Origin of the sequence: Ornithinibacillus massiliensis, assembly GCF_018310345.1 — a bacterium.
Lineage (GTDB): Bacteria > Bacillota > Bacilli > Bacillales > Amphibacillaceae > Ornithinibacillus > Ornithinibacillus massiliensis.
Map to the genome: position 1 here is coordinate 200,661 of NZ_JAGXBY010000005.1, position 23,456 is coordinate 224,116.

At 37.5% G+C, this 23,456-nt stretch carries 20 protein-coding genes and 1 pseudogene; 8 read left to right on the forward strand and 13 right to left on the reverse strand.

Annotated elements, in window-relative coordinates:
• Positions 1 to 126: 126 nt before the first annotated feature.
• From KGF86_RS14840 to KGF86_RS14860, 5 genes are all read left to right on the forward strand, one after another.
• Positions 127 to 1,080 carry an ABC transporter permease gene (locus tag KGF86_RS14840; protein ID WP_186869614.1) on the forward strand — a complete coding sequence of 318 codons (954 nt, stop codon included), beginning with the start codon at positions 127 to 129 and terminating at the stop codon, positions 1,078 to 1,080.
• Positions 1,070 to 2,020 (forward strand): iron chelate uptake ABC transporter family permease subunit, encoded by a 951-nt coding sequence (locus tag KGF86_RS14845; RefSeq protein WP_211742333.1) that lies wholly within the window; start codon positions 1,070 to 1,072, stop codon positions 2,018 to 2,020. Before KGF86_RS14840 ends, KGF86_RS14845 begins: the two co-directional genes overlap by 11 nt.
• On the forward strand, positions 2,014 to 2,769 hold the full coding sequence (locus KGF86_RS14850) for an iron ABC transporter ATP-binding protein (protein ID WP_186869616.1): 756 nt from the start codon (positions 2,014 to 2,016) through the stop codon (positions 2,767 to 2,769). The genes KGF86_RS14845 and KGF86_RS14850 overlap by 7 nt, the downstream gene beginning before the upstream one ends.
• Positions 2,770 to 3,149: 380 nt before the next feature.
• Complete coding sequence (locus KGF86_RS14855; protein ID WP_186869617.1) at positions 3,150 to 4,091, forward strand: siderophore ABC transporter substrate-binding protein; 942 nt, start codon at positions 3,150 to 3,152, stop codon at positions 4,089 to 4,091.
• Between the two features lie 166 nt (positions 4,092 to 4,257).
• Entirely contained in the window at positions 4,258 to 4,944 is a 687-nt protein-coding gene (locus KGF86_RS14860; protein WP_211742334.1) for a SurA N-terminal domain-containing protein, read from the forward strand.
• Positions 4,945 to 5,258: 314 nt separating this feature from the next.
• Here KGF86_RS14860 and KGF86_RS14865 read toward each other — a convergent pair whose 3' ends face one another.
• From KGF86_RS14865 to hisZ, 10 genes and pseudogenes are all read right to left on the reverse strand, one after another.
• A complete protein-coding gene (locus KGF86_RS14865; protein WP_211742335.1) occupies positions 5,259 to 10,733 on the reverse strand; it encodes a DUF8202 domain-containing protein in 5,475 nt (1,824 codons plus the stop codon).
• A 400-nt stretch (positions 10,734 to 11,133) separates the two neighbouring features.
• Positions 11,134 to 12,207 (reverse strand): histidinol-phosphate transaminase, encoded by a 1,074-nt coding sequence (gene hisC, locus KGF86_RS14870; protein WP_211742336.1) that lies wholly within the window; start codon positions 12,205 to 12,207, stop codon positions 11,134 to 11,136.
• Between the two features lies 1 nt (position 12,208).
• On the reverse strand, positions 12,209 to 12,841 hold the full coding sequence (gene hisIE / locus KGF86_RS14875; protein WP_186869621.1) for a bifunctional phosphoribosyl-AMP cyclohydrolase/phosphoribosyl-ATP diphosphatase HisIE: 633 nt from the start codon (positions 12,839 to 12,841) through the stop codon (positions 12,209 to 12,211).
• Positions 12,841 to 13,605: an imidazole glycerol phosphate synthase subunit HisF gene (gene hisF / locus KGF86_RS14880; protein WP_211742337.1), complete on the reverse strand. Its 765-nt coding sequence runs from the start codon at positions 13,603 to 13,605 to the stop codon at positions 12,841 to 12,843. The genes hisIE and hisF overlap by 1 nt, the downstream gene beginning before the upstream one ends.
• On the reverse strand, positions 13,595 to 14,317 hold the full coding sequence (gene hisA, locus KGF86_RS14885; protein WP_186869623.1) for a 1-(5-phosphoribosyl)-5-[(5-phosphoribosylamino)methylideneamino]imidazole-4-carboxamide isomerase: 723 nt from the start codon (positions 14,315 to 14,317) through the stop codon (positions 13,595 to 13,597). The genes hisF and hisA overlap by 11 nt, the downstream gene beginning before the upstream one ends.
• Positions 14,314 to 14,919 (reverse strand): imidazole glycerol phosphate synthase subunit HisH, encoded by a 606-nt coding sequence (gene hisH, locus KGF86_RS14890; protein ID WP_211742338.1) that lies wholly within the window; start codon positions 14,917 to 14,919, stop codon positions 14,314 to 14,316. Before hisH ends, hisA begins: the two co-directional genes overlap by 4 nt.
• 14 nt (positions 14,920 to 14,933) lie before the next feature.
• On the reverse strand, positions 14,934 to 15,518 hold the full coding sequence (hisB, locus tag KGF86_RS14895; RefSeq protein WP_186869625.1) for an imidazoleglycerol-phosphate dehydratase HisB: 585 nt from the start codon (positions 15,516 to 15,518) through the stop codon (positions 14,934 to 14,936).
• Entirely contained in the window at positions 15,515 to 16,798 is a 1,284-nt protein-coding gene (gene hisD, locus KGF86_RS14900; RefSeq protein WP_211742339.1) for a histidinol dehydrogenase, read from the reverse strand. Before hisD ends, hisB begins: the two co-directional genes overlap by 4 nt.
• Position 16,799: 1 nt before the next feature.
• Positions 16,800 to 17,426: an ATP phosphoribosyltransferase gene (gene hisG, locus KGF86_RS14905; RefSeq protein WP_186869627.1), complete on the reverse strand. Its 627-nt coding sequence runs from the start codon at positions 17,424 to 17,426 to the stop codon at positions 16,800 to 16,802.
• Positions 17,414 to 18,640 (reverse strand): annotated as a pseudogene (gene hisZ, locus KGF86_RS19395) (ATP phosphoribosyltransferase regulatory subunit). Before hisZ ends, hisG begins: the two are co-directional and overlap by 13 nt.
• 115 nt (positions 18,641 to 18,755) lie before the next feature.
• Between hisZ and KGF86_RS14920 the strand changes: the two are divergent.
• The 3 genes from KGF86_RS14920 (at position 18,756) to murB (ending at position 21,154) form a co-directional block, all read left to right on the forward strand.
• Positions 18,756 to 19,574 carry a histidinol-phosphatase HisJ family protein gene (locus KGF86_RS14920; RefSeq protein ID WP_211742342.1) on the forward strand — a complete coding sequence of 273 codons (819 nt, stop codon included), beginning with the start codon at positions 18,756 to 18,758 and terminating at the stop codon, positions 19,572 to 19,574.
• Between the two features lie 72 nt (positions 19,575 to 19,646).
• Positions 19,647 to 20,012 carry a YbaN family protein gene (locus KGF86_RS14925; protein WP_186869630.1) on the forward strand — a complete coding sequence of 122 codons (366 nt, stop codon included), beginning with the start codon at positions 19,647 to 19,649 and terminating at the stop codon, positions 20,010 to 20,012.
• A 227-nt stretch (positions 20,013 to 20,239) separates the two neighbouring features.
• Positions 20,240 to 21,154, forward strand: a complete 915-nt coding sequence (murB, locus tag KGF86_RS14930; protein WP_425516497.1) for a UDP-N-acetylmuramate dehydrogenase — start codon at positions 20,240 to 20,242, stop codon at positions 21,152 to 21,154.
• 49 nt (positions 21,155 to 21,203) lie between these two features.
• Here murB and ehuA read toward each other — a convergent pair whose 3' ends face one another.
• From ehuA to ehuC, 3 genes are read right to left on the reverse strand one after another with little or no spacing between them, the layout of a single operon-like run.
• A complete protein-coding gene (gene ehuA / locus KGF86_RS14935) occupies positions 21,204 to 22,022 on the reverse strand; it encodes an ectoine/hydroxyectoine ABC transporter ATP-binding protein EhuA (RefSeq protein ID WP_246521598.1) in 819 nt (272 codons plus the stop codon).
• A complete protein-coding gene (ehuD, locus tag KGF86_RS14940; protein ID WP_211742344.1) occupies positions 22,022 to 22,735 on the reverse strand; it encodes an ectoine/hydroxyectoine ABC transporter permease subunit EhuD in 714 nt (237 codons plus the stop codon). The genes ehuA and ehuD overlap by 1 nt, the downstream gene beginning before the upstream one ends.
• Positions 22,732 to 23,424: an ectoine/hydroxyectoine ABC transporter permease subunit EhuC gene (ehuC, locus tag KGF86_RS14945; protein ID WP_186869633.1), complete on the reverse strand. Its 693-nt coding sequence runs from the start codon at positions 23,422 to 23,424 to the stop codon at positions 22,732 to 22,734. The genes ehuD and ehuC overlap by 4 nt, the downstream gene beginning before the upstream one ends.
• Between the last annotated feature and the right edge of the window lie 32 nt (positions 23,425 to 23,456).

A 23,456-nucleotide genomic window follows, 5' to 3' on the forward strand; every position in this document is an offset into this window, starting at 1 on the left:
CTATTTTTATTGACGGATTATCCATATGTGCTATACTCGACATAGAGGTTTTTAATTGATAATGAATCTCATTCTTATTTAGAATTAATTAAATATAATAATGATTATTATTAAAGGATTTTTCATATGAAATTACGTTACTTGGTTATCGTGCTTATTGTTTTGTCTATTGTATCGGTTTTCATCGGAGTTTCCGATGTTACACCACTAGACTTGTTTAGTCTGACAGAAGATCAGGCTCAAATTCTATTAGTTAGTAGACTGCCAAGGTTAGTAAGTATCTTAATTGCGGGTATGAGTATGAGTGTTGCAGGGCTTATTATGCAACAGCTTAGTAGAAACAAGTTTGTTTCTCCAACTACTGCAGGTACATTGGATTCTGCTAGATTAGGTGTTCTAGTTTCATTATTAGTATTCACTGCGGCTAGTCCACTACAAAGAATTCTAGTATCCTTTGCTTTTGCATTAATTGGCACATTCATCTTCATGAAGCTACTAGACCGAATCAAATTTAAGGATGCTATTTTTATTCCGTTAGTTGGGTTAATGTTTGGGAATATTATCAGCTCCATGGCTACGTTTCTTGCGTATAAGAATGATTTGATACAAAACATGTCTTCTTGGATGCAAGGCGATTTTTCCATGATTATGAGTGGGAATTATGAGGCTATTTATATTAGTATTCCGATTTTAGTGTTAGCGTTCCTTTACGCAAATAAATTCACTATAGCCGGTATGGGTGAGGATTTCTCAAAGAATCTAGGGCTTAATTATCGGCAAGTAGTCAATATTGGATTGGTTGTTGTGGCACTTGTAACAGCATCTGTCGTACTAACCGTTGGTGTGATACCATTTCTAGGATTAATTATTCCGAATATCGTGGCGATCTATCAAGGTGATCATTTAAAGAAAACACTACTACACACGGCATTTCTTGGTGCCATCTTTGTACTGATCTGTGACATTGTTGGTCGAACGATTATTTATCCATATGAAATTCCAATTAGCCTAACGGTTGGTGTAATAGGTAGTGCGATATTTATCTACCTATTATTAAGGAGAAAGAAATATGGCCTATAGGAAAAAAACAATCATTCTCGCTATCGTAGCAATCGCATTAACCGTATTGTATGTTCTCTATGATTTAAAAGGCAATGTAGGTTACATATTGCCAAGAAGAATTATAAAAGTCCTAGCAATCGTGTTAACGGGTGGAGCTATTGCGTTTGCCACAACGGTATTTATGACGATTACAAACAACCGAATACTCACACCAAGCGTACTAGGATTAGATTCATTATATATGCTAATCCAAACCTTTATTATTTTTGTCTTTGGATCTAATTCTCTTATTATGATGAACAGCAGTATTAACTACCTAGTTTCTATTGCAGCAATGATTGTATTCTCATTATTACTTTACCAGTTCCTTTTTAAGGGAGAGAAAAATAATATATACTTTCTCCTACTAATTGGAATGATTTTGGGGACGTTCTTTAATAGCTTTACATCATTCTTTGAGGTTTTGATTGATCCAAATGAATTTATGGTAGCCCAGGATAGAGGATTTGCAAGTATTAATAACGTTAACAAAGATTTAGTTTACATCTCTATTGGAATCATTGTTCTCGTATTACTGTACTTTATAAGGTTCTATAAATATTTAGATGTTATAGCGCTTGGAAAAGATGATGCGGTTAATTTAGGGGTAAGCTATGATTATGTCATTAAACGGCTTCTAATCATTGTTTCCATTCTAACAGCCGTTGCAACTGCATTAATTGGCCCGATAACATTCTTAGGACTATTAGTAGTCAATATAACATATGAATTCTTGAAGACATACCGTCATTTATATATTTTACTAGCGTCTGTATTCATTAGTATTATTGCACTTGTTGGAGGGCAATTTATTGTCGAAAAGATATTTACCTTCCAAACAACTATTAGTGTCATTATTAACTTTATTGGTGGCGCGTACTTTCTATATCTTTTGTTAAAGGAGAATCGATCATGGTAGAGGTTAAAAATCTGTTGAAGACATACAACCGTAAAAAGGTCGTCGATGATGTTACCCTGAAAATTGAAAAGGGTACGATGACATCGTTTATCGGCCCTAACGGTGCTGGTAAAAGTACCTTGATTTCGATAATTACTCGATTGATAGCAAAAGATTCCGGAAACATTCAAATCGATGGTCAAGATGTTTTAAAAACAGATAGTAATGAGCTGGCAAAGAAAATATCTGTATTAAAGCAATCGAACAGCATTAATCTGAAGTTAACGGTTCGCGAATTAGTTTCTTTTGGTAGATTTCCGTATTCAAAAGGAAAACTAACGAAGGAAGATGAAGAGAAAATTGACGAAGCTCTTAACTATATGGAGCTTATGGAATTAGAAAATAAATATTTAGATGAACTTAGTGGTGGTCAAAGACAGCGAGCTCATATTGCTATGGTTATTGCTCAGGATACAGAATATATCTTCCTGGATGAACCACTGAATAATCTAGATATGCGCCATTCAACACAAATCATGAAGATTTTAAGAAGGTTAGTTGATGAATTAGGAAAAACGATTCTAATTGTAATTCATGATATCAACTTCGCATCCTGCTATTCAGACAATATTGTCGCACTTAAGGATGGGAAGATTGTGAAACAGGGACGTGCGTGTGATGTTATTGACGCATGTGTTCTGAAGGAACTATATGACATGGATATTGAAATCCAAGAAGTTGGCGATAAGCGAATCTGTGTCTATTACTAATTGGTTAAGATCTAATGTTGTGTGAAAAGAATAGAGAGAATCTTTTTACGCCAAATAAAAAAGCCCTTCATAATGGAAGGGTAACATTTATCACCAAACCACTATAAAGGGAACTCACAAATTCATCATACCTTATATTTTTTGGTTGGTAAATGATTATGCCCGGATTTCGTGTTTCATTCCAATGATTCTATTTTGGGAAATTGTAGAGCGCTCCAATTTCCGCTAGTGGCTCATCTGCCAATTATTGGAAGACACGTATTACATAATGAAGCGGTAAAAAAATAGAAACAGTATCTTTTTGGGGGACATAATTCTTCCCTATTCTAAGTAATACAACATTAGCTTAATAAATATAAACATAAAAGGAGAAATACCTTATGAAGAAAATTTTAATACTATTTAGTATTAGTATATTGTTTACCGTATTAGCAGCATGTGGTGATTCAGAGGATACAGGATCGAAGCAATCTGCTGAAGCAGAAAAGATTAGTATTAAGCATGAGCTGGATACAACGGATGTACCAGTAAATCCGGAGAAAGTAGTAGTATTTGACTTTGGTACTTTAGATAGCTTAGACAAGCTAGGTATTAATGTGTTGGGAGTACCTCAAGGAGGATCTATTCCTGAATATCTATCGAAGTATGAGAGTAATGACTATGAAAATGTTGGTTCTTTGAAAGAGCCGGACTTTGATAAGCTTGCAGAAATTGATCCAGACCTAATTATTATTTCTGGTCGTCAGGCAGAACTTTATGACCAATTATCGGAACTAGCACCAACTATTTATCTTGGTGTAGATACGACTCGTTACATGGATTCATTTAAAGAAAACCTCGATATAATCGGAAAAATATGGGATAAAGAAGACGAAGTACAAACGCAACTAGCAGCAATTGAAGATTCGATCGCAAGCTTACAAGAAAAAGCAAAAGCTAGCGATGTGAATGGTTTAATTATCTTGGCGAATGATGATAAGATTAGTGCCTATGGTGCTAATTCAAGATTTGGTTTAATTCATGATGTATTCGGTATTAAGCCAGTTGATGAAAACATTGAAGCTTCTACACATGGTATGAATGTATCCTTTGAATATGTAGTGGAGAAAGATCCGGATATGCTGTATGTTATTGACCGTAGTGCAGCAGTTGAAGGTAATAGTACAGCGAAACAACTTGTAGAAAATAAATTAGTTGAGAATACAAAAGCATACCAAAATGATAATATTGTTTATTTAAATCCTGATTTCTGGTACTTATCTGGAGGCGGATTGGTCTCAGTTGAGGAAATGGTGAACGAAATCAGTGATAGCTTAGAATAAGAGAAAAAAGCAATCCTAATAAAATTGGGATTGCTTTTTTCATGATCTATGTGTCCCTGTAATAGGCAATACTTCAAGATCTTTCGTATAAGAATGGTGCAGTTTCTTGCATTCATAGTCCAAATTATGTTTGAATAGAACTACTACTTAGGAAATGAGGTATAACATGAAAAAATTAATATTAAGCTTCATGATGATAGGTTTAATCGCTATATTAGCTGCGTGTGGTGATAAGGAAGAGAAAGCACAAGAGACCGTACAGCCTCAGGATATTACGATGGAAGAAGATGAAAAGGTAGCAGATGACGATGTAGTTATTAGCATTAATGATACAGAAGTATCAGGTGATCACTATAATACGATTTATTTACAAACAAAAATTCGTGCCTCTCAATTTGGACAAGATATAGAAGATAAAGAAAACATTAAGGAAATTACGCTTAATGAGATTATTGCCCAAGAGTTAATTAAGCAAGAAGCAGAAAGACTAGGAATAGAAGTTTCGGAGGAAAACGTACAAGAAGAGTTGGATACGTTAAAATCAGAAAATGAAGAGCAATTTGAGGCTTATTTAGAAACCTATAACTTAACAGAGGATTCCTTAAAAGAACAAATTCGTTTTTCACAAATTTTAAGTCAATTTATTGAGGAAGAAATTGAGATTGCTGAAGTAACAGAAGATGATATAAAAGAGACGTATGATCAATTAAAGAAAGATATGGAAAATATCATGGAGTTCGAGCAAGCAGAACCAATCATTGAACAGCAGCTAACGCAACAACGTGAAGCAGATGCTTTACAGGCTAAAGTAGAAGAATTAATGGATGATGCGAATATTGAGAAGCATATTTAAATACATGAAACAGCCTGCACATAATCTTGTATAAGTAAAAGAATATACGCAAGCAGTTTCAGGATCTTTGCCCAATGGACAGAATTGATCTGTCCATTTTTTATTATTTGAAGTCAAATAGGCATTAACCATAAGTTATTATTGTAAGGAAAAGTAGACTTTATTTGTTACTTTTTTAATTTAAGATTCATCTTACAAATAAAATACGTCATATAAATAATGTTCTTAGTTTCTGGGAGATTTTAGTTTGTAGAAAAAGCGACCCAAAGGCCATATAACTAGGGGCCTTGGGTCAGCTTATTTATTTCGACTTTTTATGCCTTTGTTTTTCTTTGAGTAATAATAAGAACAAATCCAACTAATAATAATGATATTCCTAATAACAACCATTCGTATAAATTAGTTGAGGTTTGAGGTAATTTATTTTCAACTGTTATTTCTTTTAAGTTATTCTTAGTATTCAATAATTGATCTAATGCCTCATTCACTTCTGCTTGAGTCGCGTTTGGATTAGCAAGAACGTCTTTTGCTTGTTTCAATGCTTTTTGATAGGCTGCCCAACTTTGTTTACTATAGTCGGAAGCATCCAATTTGTCTCCTAATTCTACTTGCTCTTTTAGTGCTTGCTTGTCAACAGTTAATCCTAGATAAGCTTCTACTAATTTAGTATAGGCATCGTTGATTTGATCTTGAGTTGCATTTGAGTCATTTAACACCTTTTCTGCTTCTATTAGAGCTTTTTCGAAAACATTCCAGCTTTTTTCGCTGTAATCGCTAGGTGTTAACGATTTTGCTTCATTTACTCTTTCTTGTAGACCCTTTTTATTAACTGTTAAGTTATAGTAAGCCTCGGTTAACTTCGCTAATTCAGCATCCACTTCTGCTTGAGTCGCATTCGGATCCGCTAAAACTGCTTCAGCTTTTTCTAAAGCTTCTTGGTAAGCGGTCCAGCTATCCGTACTGTAATGCGGTTCTACTAAACTATCAGCTTCTTCCACTTTAGCTTGTAACTTAGATTTATCGACTGATAAATTGAGATAAGCTTCTTCTAAAGTTTTAAGAGCTGCATCCACTTCTGTCTGAGTCGCATTTGGATCCGTTAAAACTACTTCAGCTTTTTCTAAAGCTTCTTGGTAAGTGGCCCAGCTATCCGTACTATAGTGCGATTCTACTAAACTATCGGCTCCTTCCACTTTAGCTTGTAACTTAGATTTATCGACTGATAAATTGAGATAAGCTTCTTCTAAAGTTTTAAGAGCTGTATCCACTTCTGTCTGAGTCGCATTTGGATCCGCTAAAACTGCTTCAGCTTTTTCTAAAGCTTCTTGGTAAGCGGTCCAGCTATCCGTACTGTAGTGTGAGTCTACTAAACTATCAGCTTCTTCCACTGTAGCTTGTAACTTAGATTTATCGACTGATAAATTGAGATAAGCTTCTTCTAAAGTTTTAAGAGCTGCATCCACTTCTGTCTGAGTCGCATTTGGATCCGCTAAAACTGCTTCAGCTTTTTCTAAAGCTTCTTGGTAAGTGGCCCAGCTATCCGTACTATAGTGCGATTCTACTAAACTATCGGCTCCTTCCACTTTAGCTTGTAGCTTAGATTTGTCGACCGATAAATTGAGATAAGCTTCTTCTAAAGTTTTAAGAGCTGCGTCCACTTCTGCCTGAGTTGCCTCAGGATTATCAAATACAGACTTCGCATTTTGTAATGCAGTTTCATATGCTTCCCAACTATCTAGAGAATAATCCTTCTCATTCAGTGTTTCTCGCAAGTCGATTTCTGCTTCTAATGCAGATTTGTCAACTACCGTCAATTCTTTTTCGAAGCTTTTTACTGGTTCACCATTTGTGCCTCTTATGTTACCTGTATCCGCGTCATAGGTTACTCTTACAGCGGAACCGCCTTCTACTGCTTCTGGTAGTAGTAAGGTTAATTTATCTCCGTTTACTTTAAAGTCGGTTACTACCACATGTTGACCATTCACTTCAATGGTGAATCCATCTAAATTATCTAATACAATTGGATTATCAAACGTAAATTCAATTTTATCTAGTTCATTAGCCTTTGTTGTTTCTAACTCTGGTACCCATTTGGTCAGAGAATTATACGCTAGTTCTAGTTTATCTAAAGCTTCATTAACATCCGCTTGAGATGCATCTGGATTCTCTAATACTTCTTGCGCTTCTCGTAATTTAGACTGTAATTCTTGCCAGCTTTCTTCCGTATAGTCTTTATCTTGAAGATTTTCTGTGTTAATTTCTTCTACTTTTGATTGCAAGCTTGTTTTATTGACTGGAACATTATTTGTTGCTTCCTTTTCAAAGCTAGCGACTGGCTCACCGTTTGTGCCCCTTAAGTTCCCTTCTTCCTTCTTATAGATTACTTTTACGCTATTTCCTTCTTCTACTTTTCCATCTAACAGCAATGTAAGAGTTTCTCCGTTTATTTCAAAATCAGTTATGCTAATTTCTAGACCATTGACCTCAACAGTAAATCCATCTATATTATCTAAATCAATTGATTTATCAAAGATCAACTCGATTTTATCCTGTACATTAACCTCAACAGATAGTAACTCTGGTACCCACTTGGTTAAACTTTCATAGGCATTATTTAACTGCTCTAATGCTATATCGACTTCTTCTTGTATAGCTTCATCGTTGTCCAATACTTCTCGTGCTTTGCTCAGAGCTTTGTCTAGTTCTTGCCAGCTTTCTTCGGTATAGTCTGCTGCATCAAGATTTTTAATCTCCTCGACTTTACTTTCCAATGCAGTTTTGTCGACTGATTCTATTATAAATTCCTTTGCTTTTGTGGCAGTTCTACCATCTTTTAAAGCGGTCACTTCAACGGTATACGGTCCATCTTCTAAATCAATATTCGGAGTGAAGTACCAATTTCCATCTTCATCCACCGTTGTAGTGCCTCCAGCATCTTCTACTATGTTACCTTCAGAATCTTTAATAACAATTGATATTGTTGCTTCTGGACTTGCAGTACCTTCTATAATTGGTTTGCTTGTTTTAGCAATCTCACTAGGTTTCGTGATTTGTAATGAGGAAGCAAATTCATCTGTTACAATCTGCTCAAATCCGTCTACAGGTACACTGTTTGTCCCTTTTAAATTCCCTTTTCCATCATATAGTACTTTAACTTCTTTATCTGTCACATGAGTTCCGTCTGGTAGCGTAAGAACTAGCTGTTTTTGATTATTAGGGTCAACCTCAAAAGTAACTTCATTAATAGCCACTTCTTCGCCGTTAACAGTGATGGTAAAACCATCTAAGCTTGAAAGATTAACTTCATGGTCAAAAGTTAAAGCGATACGAGTACCTTCTGTTTCCGTCTGCTCTAGGGAACCCCCTTCAATTTGTGGTACAGTTGCAGCTATAGTGAAATAGGAAACAGGACCAAAATTCTTGGTGTCAATGGTGACTTTACCATCTTCAATGAGATAAAATGAATCCTCAGCACCAAAGTGATCATCCGAGCTAACAATGACATAAAGTGGCCACTCATCAGCACCTTGTACCTTTTCAATCTGTAACGTGATTTTTGAATCCTCACCGGCAGAATTCGTATCCTGCCAATTTGTTTTTTGAACTTTATAAACCCGTTCCATCCGTTTTAATGATTCATCAGTCTTGTCGATTGGATTGATAAATTCAGTACTTGCTCCGTCATCTCCAAATAGAAAGAATGATTTATCATTCCATATAGTGTTTCCATTCTCCTCATTGGAGTTCTGAATAGTGTCTCCAAGTGCAATGGTTACAATAGAATCTTTCTCATTAGAGACAGACTGTTTTTGATATAGGGCACCATTATCATCGCGTCCTAATCCGGTAATGCGATTACTATAATCTTCGTTAGCAGCAGCAGACCACATAATTCCTTCATTACTGTCCAAATAATCGGTTTCTAAAGTCAACCCATACTTAATCGCAAGGTAACTATTTACTTGCTGTCGTTCAACTGAAGTTAGTACCCTATTGAATAAAATAACTTCTGAAATTGAACCGTTATAACGACTATTATGACCAGCTCCGATGTAGTAGGTACTTAAATTTGGGTAAGACCATTGCACAGCATTATTATCGAACGATGCGAGCTGATTACCGTCTAGAGAAAGGGACCATTCTTCATTTGAGCTTCTAATATTTAATACGCGACTTTCTAGCAAATTATACTTATCGGGTAAATTAACCGTTCTATTACTTGTAGAGAAAAATGATGTCCTAATTTGTGATTTGTTAAGACCATACTGTGATCCCAAGTGATTACTACCAAATTCCCATGGAAAACCAGTATGATTTCTACTAATCTGGACTGAGAAAATTTCCCTAGCTGTATCATTCTGACCAAACCTGGAAGTGGCGTAATAGCCTACAGTGCTATCAAGAGTAAGCCCTGGATTAAAGTTAATATTCGAGGCATTGTAAGGCTGTGCAGAAGTTCCAACCACATCCCAAGTTCTATCAAATGCTAAATCCTGCAATTTGGTTACTCTATCACTATTATCCCTTACTGAACTTTTCCCTACATCTACCCAAGATGTAAGTCCATCTCCAACTCCACCTGGCGTAACATGGGGAACTTGTAAGTTATTTCTTGCTGCTTCCAGGTTGGCAAGGGCTTGATCTACTTCTTCCTGAGTAGATTCGCCGTTATCCAACGCTTCTTGAGCCATGTTAAGCGCCTCTAGTAATGCTTGCCAGCTTTCAGTTGTGTAATTCAATTCGTTTAGATCTTCGCCATTAATCTCATCTACTTTCTCTTGCAACAGCGTTTTATCAATCGAGTTCCATTCTAATGCATTACCTCCACCATACACAGCAAATAGAGATGAGTCATTGTCGGCAAACAGATTCTCTAGCCCCGTGAAAGTTCCTTCGTTTGCTAAGCCAAATGTACTTCCCTTTGTCATCCTGTTTGTCGCAGTAATACCTGCTTTCCCGGTAAAATTACTGCTTAGCGTAAGAGAATTAGGGCCATCCAAAAAGACATTTCGCTCCAATCCCTCTATTGTATTATCTGTAATGACCGCATCTCCGGATAAGATAAAATCGCCAGTAACATTATTTCGCACATGGACTCCTCCGCCATTATTGCCCGTGATTTTGCCTCCAGTCATAATAACTCTTGTCTGAGAAAAATTGATCAGTACCGCACCAAAAGTCCTATGACTATTACCGGTAATTTCTCCACCCGTCATTTCTAGAACTGCATTCGCACCATTGAGGATGACTGCACTACCTGGGTACTCAGAATAATTATTTTGTAAAATCGTACCATCCTCAATGGTCAATTTTGCATTGGCATTAACATTTATTATTCTTCCCTGAGACGGACCTTCCCCAAAGCTACCGTCAATAACAATATTTCTCAATGTAAGGTGAGAGTTTTCCAAATCAAAAAGTGTTCCTGTTCCAGTACCACCTACCGCTCCACGCTTAATCACAGCAGTATTTGTGGCTTCAGAGGCTGTGGTGATTGTAACGCTCTTAGCCACTTTCAAAGTAGGGAATGGATGCATTAATGTAATATCGTCCATGATAAAGATAGTTCCTTGATCATTAGCTGCTTGAAAAGCTTTCTGTAAGGTAGCATAAGGATTTTCTCGAGTTCCATCACCTGTGGTGTCATCGCCATCGCTTGAGACGTAGGTGCCTTCTTCAGCGGCATAGCTGACAGGAATTCCTATGTTTCCTCCTATCCCCGTGAAAACTAGTAAAAAAATTAAGTACATAATTCCTATCTTCCGAAAAGTAATATCGTAGCTTTGCATTTTAGTTCCTCCCTTTCAAAGATTTATTTGTGTAGCTTCATTAAAACTAATTAAATAAAAAAAAGTATTGCACATTTCTACATATATAGAGATATATAGACAAATTCCGACCACTCGTTATATTCACACTAGAAATATCATTTCTAATAGTGTAATTGCCCTCCAACCCCCTTTAATTTACAAAATACCTCAGCGTTATCATACTAACCTCCCCTATACAAAATCTATACATTGTTAAATTATTGGGAAAGCTAACAGAAGGTGGCTTCTTTAGCTATTGTGGATGGCAATAAAAAGGTGTTAAAAGATCACTTTTGATTTCTTAAAATCAAGAGTGGAGGAAGATAGATGGGGTAATTTGTTTAGAATTATTTTGAAAGAAAAAAGTACATGGTCCTTTTTACCATGTACTTTTTTCTTTCAAGATGATTTTCAGTCTCTCTAACAATGTAATCATATCTTGTTTTGTGCCTATCGTTATTCTAATGAAATTTTCAATAGCTGCCTTTGAGAAGTGTCTAACTAATATACCGTTCTCCTTTAGCTGAGCATATAACGATTTCGCTTTCTTATTTGGATGAGAAATAAAGATGAAGTTAGCTTGAGAAGGTAATACGTGAAATCCTAGTTGAGATAGTTCTTTACTAAGCCATTCCCGCGTTTCAATCACTTTGGCTGTTGTCTTTTTGTAGTAAGAGTCTGCATTCATAGCAGCTATTGCGCCTGCCATAGCAAGTCGATCTATCGTATACGAGTTAAAGGAGTTTTTTATTTTATTTAGGCCTTCTATTAATTCTGGGCTTCCGATTGCATAGCCAACTCTAAGTCCTGCCAGTGACCTAGATTTTGAAGTCGTTTGTATCACAAGCAAATTAGGATATTTCTGTATAAGTGGTACAGCTGACTCCTTTGCAAAATCACTATATGCTTCATCAATGATGACGACTTTTTCCTGGTTATGTAAGAGGACTTCCTCTACTTGCTCGATAGGTAATAGTATGCCTGTAGGTGCATTCGGGTTAGGGAAAATTACCCCGCCTTCTGAATGGAATAAGGAATGCGTATTTAATGTAAAGTCCTGATTTAATCTAACCTCTTCATAAGGTATGTTAAAGAGCTTAGCATAAACAGTGTAAAAGCTATACGTAATAGCTGGGAAACGTATTGTTACTCCTGGTTCAAAAAAGGCCATAAAGGAAAAGGCAAGCACCTCATCCGAGCCATTTCCTACAAATATATTTTCTTTTCTTACATCATATGCTTTAGCAATGGCTTCCCTTAATTCATCAACAGTTGGTGAAGGATATAACTTCAGGGACTCCCCAATTTCATCCTGTATGGCTTTTATAACCGATTCAGGAGGTGGATACGGATTTTCATTTGTGTTTAGCTTGATCAAGGAGGAATCATTTATTTGTTCACCAGGAACATAAGGATCTGTACGATTCACTATGGAACTCCAATACTTACTCATTCTATTTCCCCTCTTTAGCAAGATGCCTTTTGTTTAGTTCTTCTTTAATATCAGATTCTGTAATGCCTATTTGCTCCATTAGAACTAATATATGGTAGGTAAGATCGGCTATCTCCCAAATTGTTTCTTCGTTATCTTGGTTTTTTGCTCCAATTATCACTTCACTAGTTTCTTCTCCTACTTTCTTGAGAATTTTATCGATGCCTTCGCGGAATAAATACGCTGTATAGGAATCTGTATTGGCTTCCTGCTTCCGGCTTTTAATCAGGGAAGCTACTTTTTGAATAATCGGAAACGAAGGATCTTTTCCTTGATATAACGTATGGTGAAAACAAGTCTCCTCTCCAGTATGACAAGCTGGTCCTTTAGAATCTACGGTGATGAGGAGACTATCGGCATCACAATCATACGTAATCTGATGGACAATTTGTTTATTTCCTGATGTTGCTCCTTTATTCCAAAGTGCTTCTCTACTCCTTGAGTAAAACCATGTTTCTTTGGTTTCGATTGTTTTTTGTAAGGACTCTTGATTCATATAAGCTAACATTAAGACGTTTCCAGAGGATTGATCCTGGATAATGGCAGGGATTAAGCTGCTTTTTACAAATAATTTCTCTATATCTAATGGATCCATTAAGAAACACTCCTTATTGGGATATTTTGTTGAGTTAAATACTGTTTCAGGGACGCTATATTAATTAGATCATAGTGAAAAACCGAAGCAGCAAGTGCTGCGTCTGCGATATTATCACGTAACACTTGTTGAAAATGTACAGGGCTTCCAGCTCCACCACTAGCAACAATCGGTACATTAACCTGATCAGCTATTGCCTTGGTAAGGGTTAGGTTATAACCGTTTTTTATCCCATCTACATCGATAGAATTAATAACAAGCTCACCAGCACCTAATTGCTCTCCCTGAATGGCCCATTCTAGTGCGTCTATTCCGGTATTAGTTCGGCCACCATTTTGATAGACATGCCATTTCCCAGGTTCGGTTTCTTTAGCATCAATGGATAGCACAATACATTGGGTGCCGAATTTAGCAGCAGCTGTCTCTATAAGTGTAGGGTTCGTGATGGCGGCACTATTAATGGATACTTTATCAGCTCCTGAATGGAGGACTCGATAAATATCATCAATGGTTCTAATACCGCCACCGACCATAAATGGGATATTAATCGTTGCAGCAACCCTTTCTACCATATCTAAAAAAATATTACGTTCTTCGTTCGATGCTGTAATATCATAAAAGACTAATTCGTCTGCGCCTTCATTGTTATAGCGCATTGCCAGTTCAACTGGATCTGCAACATCCTTAATATCTTGAAATTTCTTGCCCTTTACGACCCTTCCTTTATCGACATCAAGGCAAGGGATAATTCGTTTAGCCAACATCTGCTGTTACCTCCAGTAGCTCTACTAAATTCAGACTATTATCATATAAAGCCTTTCCGATAATGGTGCCATAGACATCCATTTCTTTTAGTTTTATGACATCCTCCACATTCGAAATTCCTCCTGAGGCAATCACACGCATAGAGGTTGCCTTTTGGATGGTTTCAATTTCGCTGAAGTTGGGACCTTGTAACATACCATCCTTTAAAATATCTGTATAGATAATCGTTTGAACACCAATTGCCTCAAGCTGCCTTCCTAAATCTACGGCTAATACATTACTTGTTTTTCGCCATCCTTCCGTCGCAACATAGCCATTACGGGCATCAATGGAAACAGCGACTTTTTCTTTAAAGGTGCTCACGGCATGACGAATAAGAGGGAGGTTCTGTATGGCTGCGGTACCGAGTATGATGCGATCAACACCTATAGCTAAATAGTCTTCGATTTGCTCGATACTTCGGATACCACCCCCAACCTGGACTGGAACATTCGTATTGGAAGTGATCTGTTGAATGATTGCTTGGTTGGTTGATTTACCTGTTTTTGCACCATTTAAGTCGACGATATGTAATGCTTCTGCTCCTTGGGAAATCCATTGGTTGGCAATCTCGTTCGGATTGCCACTATAGATTTGCTCTTTCGCATAATCCCCTTGTGTTAGCCGCACACAGTTGCCATTTAATAAATCGATTGCTGGAAATAGAATCATAGGTACATCTCCTTAAAATTGTTTAAAAGCTGTAAGCCAACTTCACTGCTTTTTTCTGGGTGAAATTGCATGCCAATGATATTGTCTTTTTGTACAAGTACAGGTATTTCCGTTCCGTATGTGCAGCTACCAATAACATCATTACCATCTACCTTATTGGCAAAATAGGAATGGACGAAATATACGTACGCATTGTCAGGGAGATTCATCGTAATATCATCTCCCTTTCTTAGCTGAAGTGTATTCCAGCCCATATGTGGTACCTTAACAGAAGAAGGAATTCTTTCGATATGTCCTTCTAATAATCCAAGTCCGTCAGAATGTCCACCTTCATCACTCGTTTGGTAGAATAACTGCATACCTAAACAGATACCAAGAATAGGCTTTCCTGTGCTTGCCTCTTCGCGGATAATCTTGTCTAGGCCAGCTCTCTTTAATTCCTTCATGGCATCTTGGAACGATCCGACACCTGGTAGTATAATAGCTTGGCTGTTTCTGATAAGCGCTTCGTCTTGTGTAAGCGTATTTTCTAGGTTTAGCTGGGATAGTGTAAATTGAAGACTTTTAATATTTCCCGCCCCGTAATCAATAATGGCTATCATATGAACCCTCCTTATTAAAGCATTCCCTTCGTAGAGGGTACCCCAACAATTCTTGGATTTTTGATACTGGCCGTGTCCAATGCGCGACCAAAGGCTTTAAAAATTGATTCTAATATATGGTGTGTATTGCTTCCGTAAAGTAGATTAATATGTAGGTTAATCTGTGCTTGATTAACGAAAGCTTGGAAAAATTCTTCTACAAGCTCTGTATCAAAATTACCGACCTTTTCCTTTAATCCTTCTACGTTATAAACCAAATAAGGTCTTCCACTAATATCTATCGTTACAGTAGTCAGTGCTTCATCCATTGGTGTTGTGACAGACGCATAACGATTAATACCTTCTTTATCCCCAATACAACGGTTAAATGCCGTTCCTAACACAATACCAATATCCTCCACGGTGTGATGCTGATCGACTTCTAAGTCACCATCACATACGAGGGATAAATCGAATAATCCATGCTTGGCGAATAGAGTAAGCATATGGTCGAAGAACCCGACTCCTGTACATATGCTGGCTGTTCCGTTTCCATCAAGAGATAGCTCTAATTGAATAGATGTCTCCATTGTTTTTCGCGATAATGAGCTCTTTCTCATAAAACACTGTCCCTTCGTATTTGGATAGACATGGCATGTCCTTTTAGTCCTTCTGTTCTAGCTAGACAATCAATCGTGTCTGCTACTTCTAGTAATGCTTGTTTAGAATAGCTGATAATACTCGATCGCTTGATAAAGTCATACACGCCAAGTGGTGAGGAAAACTTCGCCGTCCCACTCGTTGGCAAGGTATGATTAGGACCAGCGAGATAGTCCCCAAGTGGTTCCGGTGAAAACGGCCCTAAGAATATGGCTCCAGCATTTTTTATTAGGCTGAGTTTAGCTGAAGGATTGGATACCATAAGCTGTAAGTGCTCAGGGGCTATTTGATTAGCTAAATCAAATGCTTGTTTTTCAGAATTAGCAAGAATGATGCACCCTTTATTTTGAATGGATTTCTGTGCGATTTCACGACGTTCTAATTCGCTCAATTGTTTGGTTACCTCAGCGGCAATCTCATTAGCTAATGTGGAGCTAGTCGTAATGCAAATAGCGCTTGCTTCCTCATCATGCTCTGCCTGTGATAGTAAGTCAGCAGCAACATAAGAAGGGTTTGCAGATTCATCAGCAATGATACAAATTTCACTTGGACCAGCAATCATATCAATAGCCACATCACCATAGACCCATTTTTTAGCACGTGCCACATAGGTATTTCCTGGTCCGACGATTTTATAGACCTTTTCGACTGTTTCTGTTCCATAACTAAGTGCTGCAATGGCTTGTGCACCACCCATTTTATATATCCGATTAACTCCAATAAGAGAGGCAGCTACTAAGACATATGGATTAATGCTTCCATTTGGCCTTGGGGGAGTTGCTATACTAATGGAGCTTACGCCAGCAATTTTGGCAGGGATTGCATTCATTAAAACAGAAGAAGGGTAATTCGCTTTTCCACCTGGGATATAAATTCCTACCTTCTCAATCGGTGTAACCTTTTGTCCTAATGTGATGCCATTTGGGTTGTCCGTAAACCACGATGTTTCTTGTTGGTTTCGATGGAAGGCCTCAATATTTTTAGCAGCGAGCTGTAGCGATTCTACGAACTGATCTCCTACCATATTCTTTGCCTTCTCCATTTCTGAATCTGAAACGGTTAACTTATCAATTACGGCATCATCAAATAGCTCGGTAAATTCTTTTACGGCGTTGTCACCTTCTTTTCTAACTTTATCTATAATGGATTTAACTGTATCGTCTAGCGCTACCCCTTGTTGGGTGAGGTCTAGGTTGTGACGGTTATGCATCATAAATTGATTTGCAGATATAATCTTCATCTTATCCCTCCAAAGCCTGTTGTAGATTGCGAATGAACGTCTCTATTCTAGTCGTTTTCGTTGCAAAGCTAGCCTTGTTCGTAATTAATCTAGTGCTTATTTCATCTAGCTCTTCTAAAACGATAAGTCCATTCTCTTTTAATGTTCTACCTGTTTCTACAATATCGACAATGACATCTGCCATACCAATTAGTGGGGCTAGCTCAACAGAGCCATTTAATTTAATGGTCTCTACTTGGATACCCTTTTTTTGAAAATGACTATTTGCGATATATGGATATTTGGATGCTACTACTAGTCGATTTTTGTTTAGGGTAGCGGATTCCTTACCGGCAATGACGAATTTACATTTCCCTTCCTTTAAATCTAGCATTTCATAGACATCTTTGGCGGATTCCAAAATATTATCCTTTCCAACAATTCCAAGATCAGCCGCTCCTTTTTCCACATAAGTTGGGACATCCACAGCCTTTACGAAGATCAGTTGCACTTCCTGTTTCGAATCAAAGAAGACGAGCTTTCTACTATTCTCTTGTAAGTCTGTAAAATTATAGCCAGCTTTATGGAGTAATTGAATAGTGCCTTTTATCGTCCTACCTTTTGCTAGAGCTAGCGTTATCGGTTGCATGTATTCTCCTCCTTTAGCGATTGTAATAGTAGTAGAAGTTGTTCCTCGCTGTTAAATGGCTCGGTCTCTCCTTCGTACATGACCGTTTTATCAGATTCTGTAATGGTAATGACGTACGTGCCACTAGCTCCTTCATTTCTATTTGATAGAATGGTTCGATAGTGTAACGCTCTTAACCGCTTAGTTAATTGCATGGCCACCGATATGTTTTGCTCATCAAATCGAATGACTACTTGCTCTCTTACTGGAAGCGGATTGGATCTTGCAGAGAGAAGGGTGTCAACATCATAAGCAAATCCGATAGCTGGTATTGGGCTGGCAAATTGTTCAGCTAGATTGTCATATCTTCCACCAAATAAGACGGGCTTGCCAATATTTTCAATATATCCCTGAAAGGTGATATCGGAATAATAGCTCATGCTGCTAATCAGTCCTAAATCGATGACGATATAATCACGAAAACCATATTCGGTTAGCATAGAAAACACCTCTTTTAATCGATGCAGTGCACTCGTCATCTTATTCGTGAGGGAGAGTGATAAAGCCTTATTCAACACCTCATCTGGTTTACCGTATAGAAGAGGGATCGTTAGCAATCACTCTTTCATGGATGGTTCTATGTCGAGCCTAGATAAGAACTCCTCTAGACCAGTAAAGTTCTTCGAGATGATGAGCTGCTTAAATTGATCCTCTTGTTCCTTGGAAAGAGATAGCATTCGGAGTATCTCATTTACGACCCCCGCATGCCCCATTTCTATCTTGAAATTGGTAAACTCTAAATCTAGTAAACAATCAATAGCAAGAGAAATTACTTCCATATCTGCTTCGGCGTGAGGATTTCCAAGTAGCTCTACACCTGCTTGTGTTTTGACATAACCATATTTGGCTTGAAAAGAAGTTCTAAAGACATCAAGTATGTATGAGTAGCGTGCTTCTTTTTCGAATTCGTCATTTTGTGATATGGCTAATTGTGTAATTGGAATGGTAACATCAGGCCGCAATACTAGAACCTTTCCATCAGGTGAAATGAACTTAATCATGTCATCTAGCGCAATCGTACCTTGAACAGATGAATAGAGATCATACGTTTCAAAGGCAGGTGCTTTAACTTGGTTAAAGCCATACTGCTTAAAGCGATTCTTTAATACTTGAATGAAGGATTCTTGCACATCATATTCCTGTATGTTTAAAAATGGTTTTGGATAGGGTTCCATAACAGACTCCTTTTAAAACTTTATTAATTTATCACTTTATCACTTTATCTAACTAAAGTTATATTGTATTCTATAAGGTAAGGAAGTAAATGTCAAGTCATGGGGAGGAATCTTAATGTTTGATTATCACGTACATAGTGATTATTCGGCGGATTGTACAACGCCGATGGAGGAAACTATTAAGAAAGGGATTGAGATGGGGTTAAAGGAAATTTGTTTTACCGAGCATATAGATTATGATTATCCAGATCCATCATTCGTCTTTGAGTTTGATTTAGTGTCATACGATTGCAGTATAAAACAAATGCAGGAAAGCTATCAGAAGTGGATTACTATTAAGAAAGGGATAGAAATTGGGGTCGAGCCACAGCTTTTAGACCGGTATAAGGAGTTAGTTAGGCAGGAGGACTTTGACTTTGTAATTTGTTCTATGCATACAACAGATCGTACGGATTTGCATTCTGGTAAATTTTTTCAAAATAGAACAATAGAGGAAGCTTATATGACCTATTATGAGCAATTATTGTACTGTATTCAGCATTTTGACAATTTCTCTGTTCTTGGCCATCTTGATTTAGTAAAACGATACAAACAGGGGAGTAATAGCGATTTCCATGAAGTAATTGCGGAAATTCTAAAATTAGTTATAGCAAAGGGGAAGGGGATAGAGTTAAATACATCTGGCTTTCGATATGGATTGGATAGCGGAATGCCGAGTAATGATATTTTACAGCTGTATCGTGAATTGGGAGGGGAGATCATAACTCTTGGTTCTGACTCTCATAGAGCCGATACATTAGGGTATGAATTTAAGGCCTCTTTAGAAATATTGTCATCATTAGGCTTCAACTATATAACGACCTTTGATAAAGGGGAACCAAGCTTTCACAGGATCGAGCAACGGGGGAAGATGTCACATAATATTTCCAAGTAGCGCAAGAAGTAAAGGATTAAAATGATAGGATGGTGTTAAGCAGTAACTACTAATATAGTGGGTGTTTAACAGATGATAAGAAGAATGTGTTTACTTATTATTGGATTAATATCTCTAGGATTAGCAATTATCGGTATCATAGTCCCACTAATCCCAACGACACCTTTATTGCTTCTTGCCGCAACGTGCTTTGTGCGTTGCTCAGATAGGCTATATGAATGGTTAATCACACAAAAGCACCTAGGCCCATATATTAAAAACTACCGAGAGGGTAAGGGAATTCCTTTATCTGCGAAGATTACTGGTGTAATATTGTTGTGGACTTCTATGCTATTTACCATCTTTTTTGTCGTTCCACTTATCGCAGTGAAGCTTATTCTAGCTGGTGTTGCCGCTTTTTTTACTTGGTATATTTTAAAGCAGAAGACGTTAATTTAAGGCTCATTACGAATAGTTGGCATGCAATTAATGGAAAGGGCATATAAAAATAGTGCATTCGCAATTAAGTGGCATGAAAACGAAAAATAACTTACAATGATTAAAGATGATTTTTTTGCAGATAGGGAAGTTCGGGTAATCTTTCCAACTTGCATAAGAATAACGCACATATGTTGATAATGTGAGTTTATCTAATTGGACTTTGATTAAAGGAATGATTTGTAGTGATCAATCATCATGTATATGAAAAGCTAATTAACATTACATCAGAGAAGAATGTATTGGTTAATGAGCCTTTAAAAAAACATACTTATACACGCCTTGGTGGAGCAGCCGATTGGCTCGTTACACCAGAAACATATGAAGAAGTAAGTGAGATTGTTAAGCTTGCGAATAAGGAAGAAGTACCATTTACGTTACTAGGAAATGGTTCTAATTTAATTGTAAAAGATGGCGGTATCCGCGGAATCGTCATGAATTTATATAAATTAAACGAGATTAAAACCGTTGGGACAAAGGTTGTTGCACAGAGTGGTGCACGTATTATTGATACGTCTCGAGAAGCTCTAAACCAACGCTTGACCGGGTTAGAATTTGCTTGTGGTATCCCAGGCTCTGTAGGTGGGGCATTATATATGAATGCTGGTGCTTATGGTGGAGAAATAAAGGACTGTTTAGAAAGTGCGGTTGTCGTAGATCGGTATGGTGAGGTACTAACATTACCTGCTAAAGCGTTAGATTTAGCATACCGTACTAGTAACATTGCTGATAACGGCTATATTGTACTAGAAGCCACCTTTGCCTTAGAGATAGGGGATTATGATGAAATAAAGGCGGTAATGGATGACTTAACCTTCAAACGCGAGTCGAAGCAACCACTTGAATATCCATCCTGTGGAAGTGTATTTAAGCGCCCTCCTGGTTACTTTGCTGGGAAGCTAATTCAAGATAGTGGACTACAAGGTACACAAATAGGTGGTGCACAGGTTTCTTTAAAGCATGCAGGTTTTATTGTTAATAAAGACAATGCAACTGCTGACGAATATATTCGTTTAATCCGTCATGTTCAGGCTACCGTGAAGGAAAAGTTTGGCGTTAGTTTAGAACGTGAAGTAAGAATTATCGGTGAGGATTTAGAATAAAAAAGCTGTACGTGGGTCATTACACGTACAGCTTTTATGCTTCTAGCAATTAACTCCTAAAACGATGTAAGAACTGCTGCAAGCGTTCATTATGTGATTCCTCTAGAACCTCACTTGGTGTTCCTTGCTCCGCGACAACGCCATTATCTAAGAAGATGACACGGTCTGCGACATCCAGTGCAAAATCCATCTCATGGGTAACAAGCACCATCGCCATTTCTCCTTCTTTCGCAATATCACGGATAACCTCTAACACTTCGCCAACTAATTCTGGGTCTAAGGCAGAAGTTACTTCATCAAACAGCATTATTTTAGGACGCATTACTAAGGCACGAGCCATTGCAACACGTTGCTTTTGACCACCAGATAGCTGACTTGGATAATTGTCTAATTTATCACCTAACCCAACCTTCTCAAGCATTTCAATGGAACGCTTCCTTGCCGTCTCTTTGGATTCCTTTTTCACATGAATAGGCGCTGTCATACAGTTTTGTAAAATCGTCATATGAGGGAACAAGTTAAAGTGCTGGAACACCATCCCAATATCCCCACGGACTTCTCGTAAATGCTTTTCATTTGCTGGAACAAGCTTCCCTTTCTTTTCCATATGCCATAGATTTTTGCCGTCAAATATGATTTCTCCAGATGTTGGTTGTTCTAATGTCATTAGCATGCGAATAATCGTTGTTTTTCCAGAACCACTTGGACCGATTAGCGCGACTTTTTCCCCTGGATAAATTTCTAAGTTTAACCCTTTTAATACTTCTACATCTCCAAAGGATTTATGGACATTCTTATATTCCACTATTGGCTTAGTATCAGCTGGAAAAATTAATCGACTTTCATTCTCTATTACGGAATCAACCATTAAATAACCGCTCCTTTGTTTTCTTGAATCGCTGCTTTCTTATCAAAGCGCCGGTTCATCCTCTTTTCTAGTTTATTGATTAAAATTGCAGAAGGATAGCTTAGCACGAGGAATATCAGTGCTACTATCGTATAAGCCTCAAGCATTCGGAAGTTAGAAGCTCCGTAAGTTTGTGCTAAGGCTAAGATGCCCACTACCCCAATGGTTGATGCAAGTGGAACTTCTTTAAACATAATAATGAGATAGTTTCCTATCATTGGAATGGTAGGTGGGATGGCTTGTGGGAGAATGATTTTCGTCCACTTTTGTCTCGTTGAAAAGTTGAGCGCGGTAGATGCTTCCCACTGTCCCTTATCAACACCCTCTATTCCGGAACGATAGACTTCGCCAATATATGTACTAAAATGGATACCTAAACCAATTATAGCACTTTCGAATGAGGATAGTGATACGCCAACTCCAGGCATCATTGGCCATGCATAATAGATAAAGAATAACTGAATTAAAGGTGGGGTGGAACGAATGAATTCCATCGTCCATGTGACGAGCCAGTTGACTGGTTTGAATTTTATCCTCCTCAGAAAGACCCACACGAAACCAAATAGTAAAGCAAATAAAAAGCAAGCAAATGTTAATCCTATTGTAACTCCTATTCCTTGTAAGATAAAAGGAAAGGCTTCAAAAAACATATCCCATTTCCAATTTATATTCATGTACTAGCCACTCCTCTCTTGGATATCTGTTCCCATTTACGAGTAAGGAGAATTAGTGGCAGTGCCATAATAAAATAGAATACTAATAACAAGAAGTAAACGGTTGGTGCTTGAGATAGATCAGTGCTTCTTAGAATATTACCGTGATATAGAATATCTGTCATCCCGATCAAGGAAACAAGGGATGTAGCTTTGAGCATTTGAATGGAATAATTGCCGAACTCCGGTAACATCATTCGCAGTGCCTGAGGGAAAATAATAACTCTTATACGTTGAATACGCGAGAGATTAAGGGCGATAGAAGCCTCTGTTTGCCCTTTATCCACTGCTAAAATAGATCCACGAACAATTTCAGACATATAGGCCCCATAGTTAAGCGATATTGCTAATACTCCCGCCATAAGCTTATTATCAATTCCAATATTAAATAGCATTGGAATAGCATAGTATAGCCAAAATAACTGTACAATTAAGGAGGTACCACGGAAAATCTCTACATAGAAACCAGTAATTCCTCGAACCATTCTATTGTTGGATAATCGGGAAAAGCCGGCAATAAAGGCAAATAGATAAGCGAAAATTACAGATAAGATAAATACTGTAATGGTAATATGGATACCCCTTATCAATACTGGGAAAACTTCTATAATGGCATTAATTTTAATCACTCCTCCATATAAAAACTCCATAGGATTGACCCCTGAGTGGGGAAACCCTATGG

Excerpts from the sequence above, each read along its gene's own strand:
- KGF86_RS14850 (WP_186869616.1), top strand. The coding sequence starts at position 2,014 with ATGGTAGAGGTTAAAAATCTGTTGAAGACATACAACCGTAAAAAGGTC.
- hisH (WP_211742338.1), bottom strand. The coding sequence starts at position 14,919 with ATGATAGCCATTATTGATTACGGGGCGGGAAATATTAAAAGTCTTCAA.
- KGF86_RS14840 (WP_186869614.1), top strand. The coding sequence starts at position 127 with ATGAAATTACGTTACTTGGTTATCGTGCTTATTGTTTTGTCTATTGTA.
- hisB (WP_186869625.1), bottom strand. The coding sequence starts at position 15,518 with ATGAGAAAGAGCTCATTATCGCGAAAAACAATGGAGACATCTATTCAA.
- hisG (WP_186869627.1), bottom strand. The coding sequence starts at position 17,426 with ATGCAACCGATAACGCTAGCTCTAGCAAAAGGTAGGACGATAAAAGGC.
- KGF86_RS14920 (WP_211742342.1), top strand. The coding sequence starts at position 18,756 with ATGTTTGATTATCACGTACATAGTGATTATTCGGCGGATTGTACAACG.
- hisA (WP_186869623.1), bottom strand. The coding sequence starts at position 14,317 with ATGATTCTATTTCCAGCAATCGATTTATTAAATGGCAACTGTGTGCGG.
- ehuC (WP_186869633.1), bottom strand. The coding sequence starts at position 23,424 with ATGGAGTTTTTATATGGAGGAGTGATTAAAATTAATGCCATTATAGAA.
- KGF86_RS14860 (WP_211742334.1), top strand. The coding sequence starts at position 4,258 with ATGAAAAAATTAATATTAAGCTTCATGATGATAGGTTTAATCGCTATA.
- ehuD (WP_211742344.1), bottom strand. The coding sequence starts at position 22,735 with ATGAATATAAATTGGAAATGGGATATGTTTTTTGAAGCCTTTCCTTTT.
- hisF (WP_211742337.1), bottom strand. The coding sequence starts at position 13,605 with ATGTTGGCTAAACGAATTATCCCTTGCCTTGATGTCGATAAAGGAAGG.
- KGF86_RS14845 (WP_211742333.1), top strand. The coding sequence starts at position 1,070 with ATGGCCTATAGGAAAAAAACAATCATTCTCGCTATCGTAGCAATCGCA.
- KGF86_RS14865 (WP_211742335.1), bottom strand. The coding sequence starts at position 10,733 with ATGCAAAGCTACGATATTACTTTTCGGAAGATAGGAATTATGTACTTA.
- hisC (WP_211742336.1), bottom strand. The coding sequence starts at position 12,207 with ATGAGTAAGTATTGGAGTTCCATAGTGAATCGTACAGATCCTTATGTT.
- KGF86_RS14855 (WP_186869617.1), top strand. The coding sequence starts at position 3,150 with ATGAAGAAAATTTTAATACTATTTAGTATTAGTATATTGTTTACCGTA.
- hisD (WP_211742339.1), bottom strand. The coding sequence starts at position 16,798 with ATGAAGATTATATCTGCAAATCAATTTATGATGCATAACCGTCACAAC.
- hisIE (WP_186869621.1), bottom strand. The coding sequence starts at position 12,841 with ATGGATCCATTAGATATAGAGAAATTATTTGTAAAAAGCAGCTTAATC.
- KGF86_RS14925 (WP_186869630.1), top strand. The coding sequence starts at position 19,647 with ATGATAAGAAGAATGTGTTTACTTATTATTGGATTAATATCTCTAGGA.
- ehuA (WP_246521598.1), bottom strand. The coding sequence starts at position 22,022 with ATGGTTGATTCCGTAATAGAGAATGAAAGTCGATTAATTTTTCCAGCT.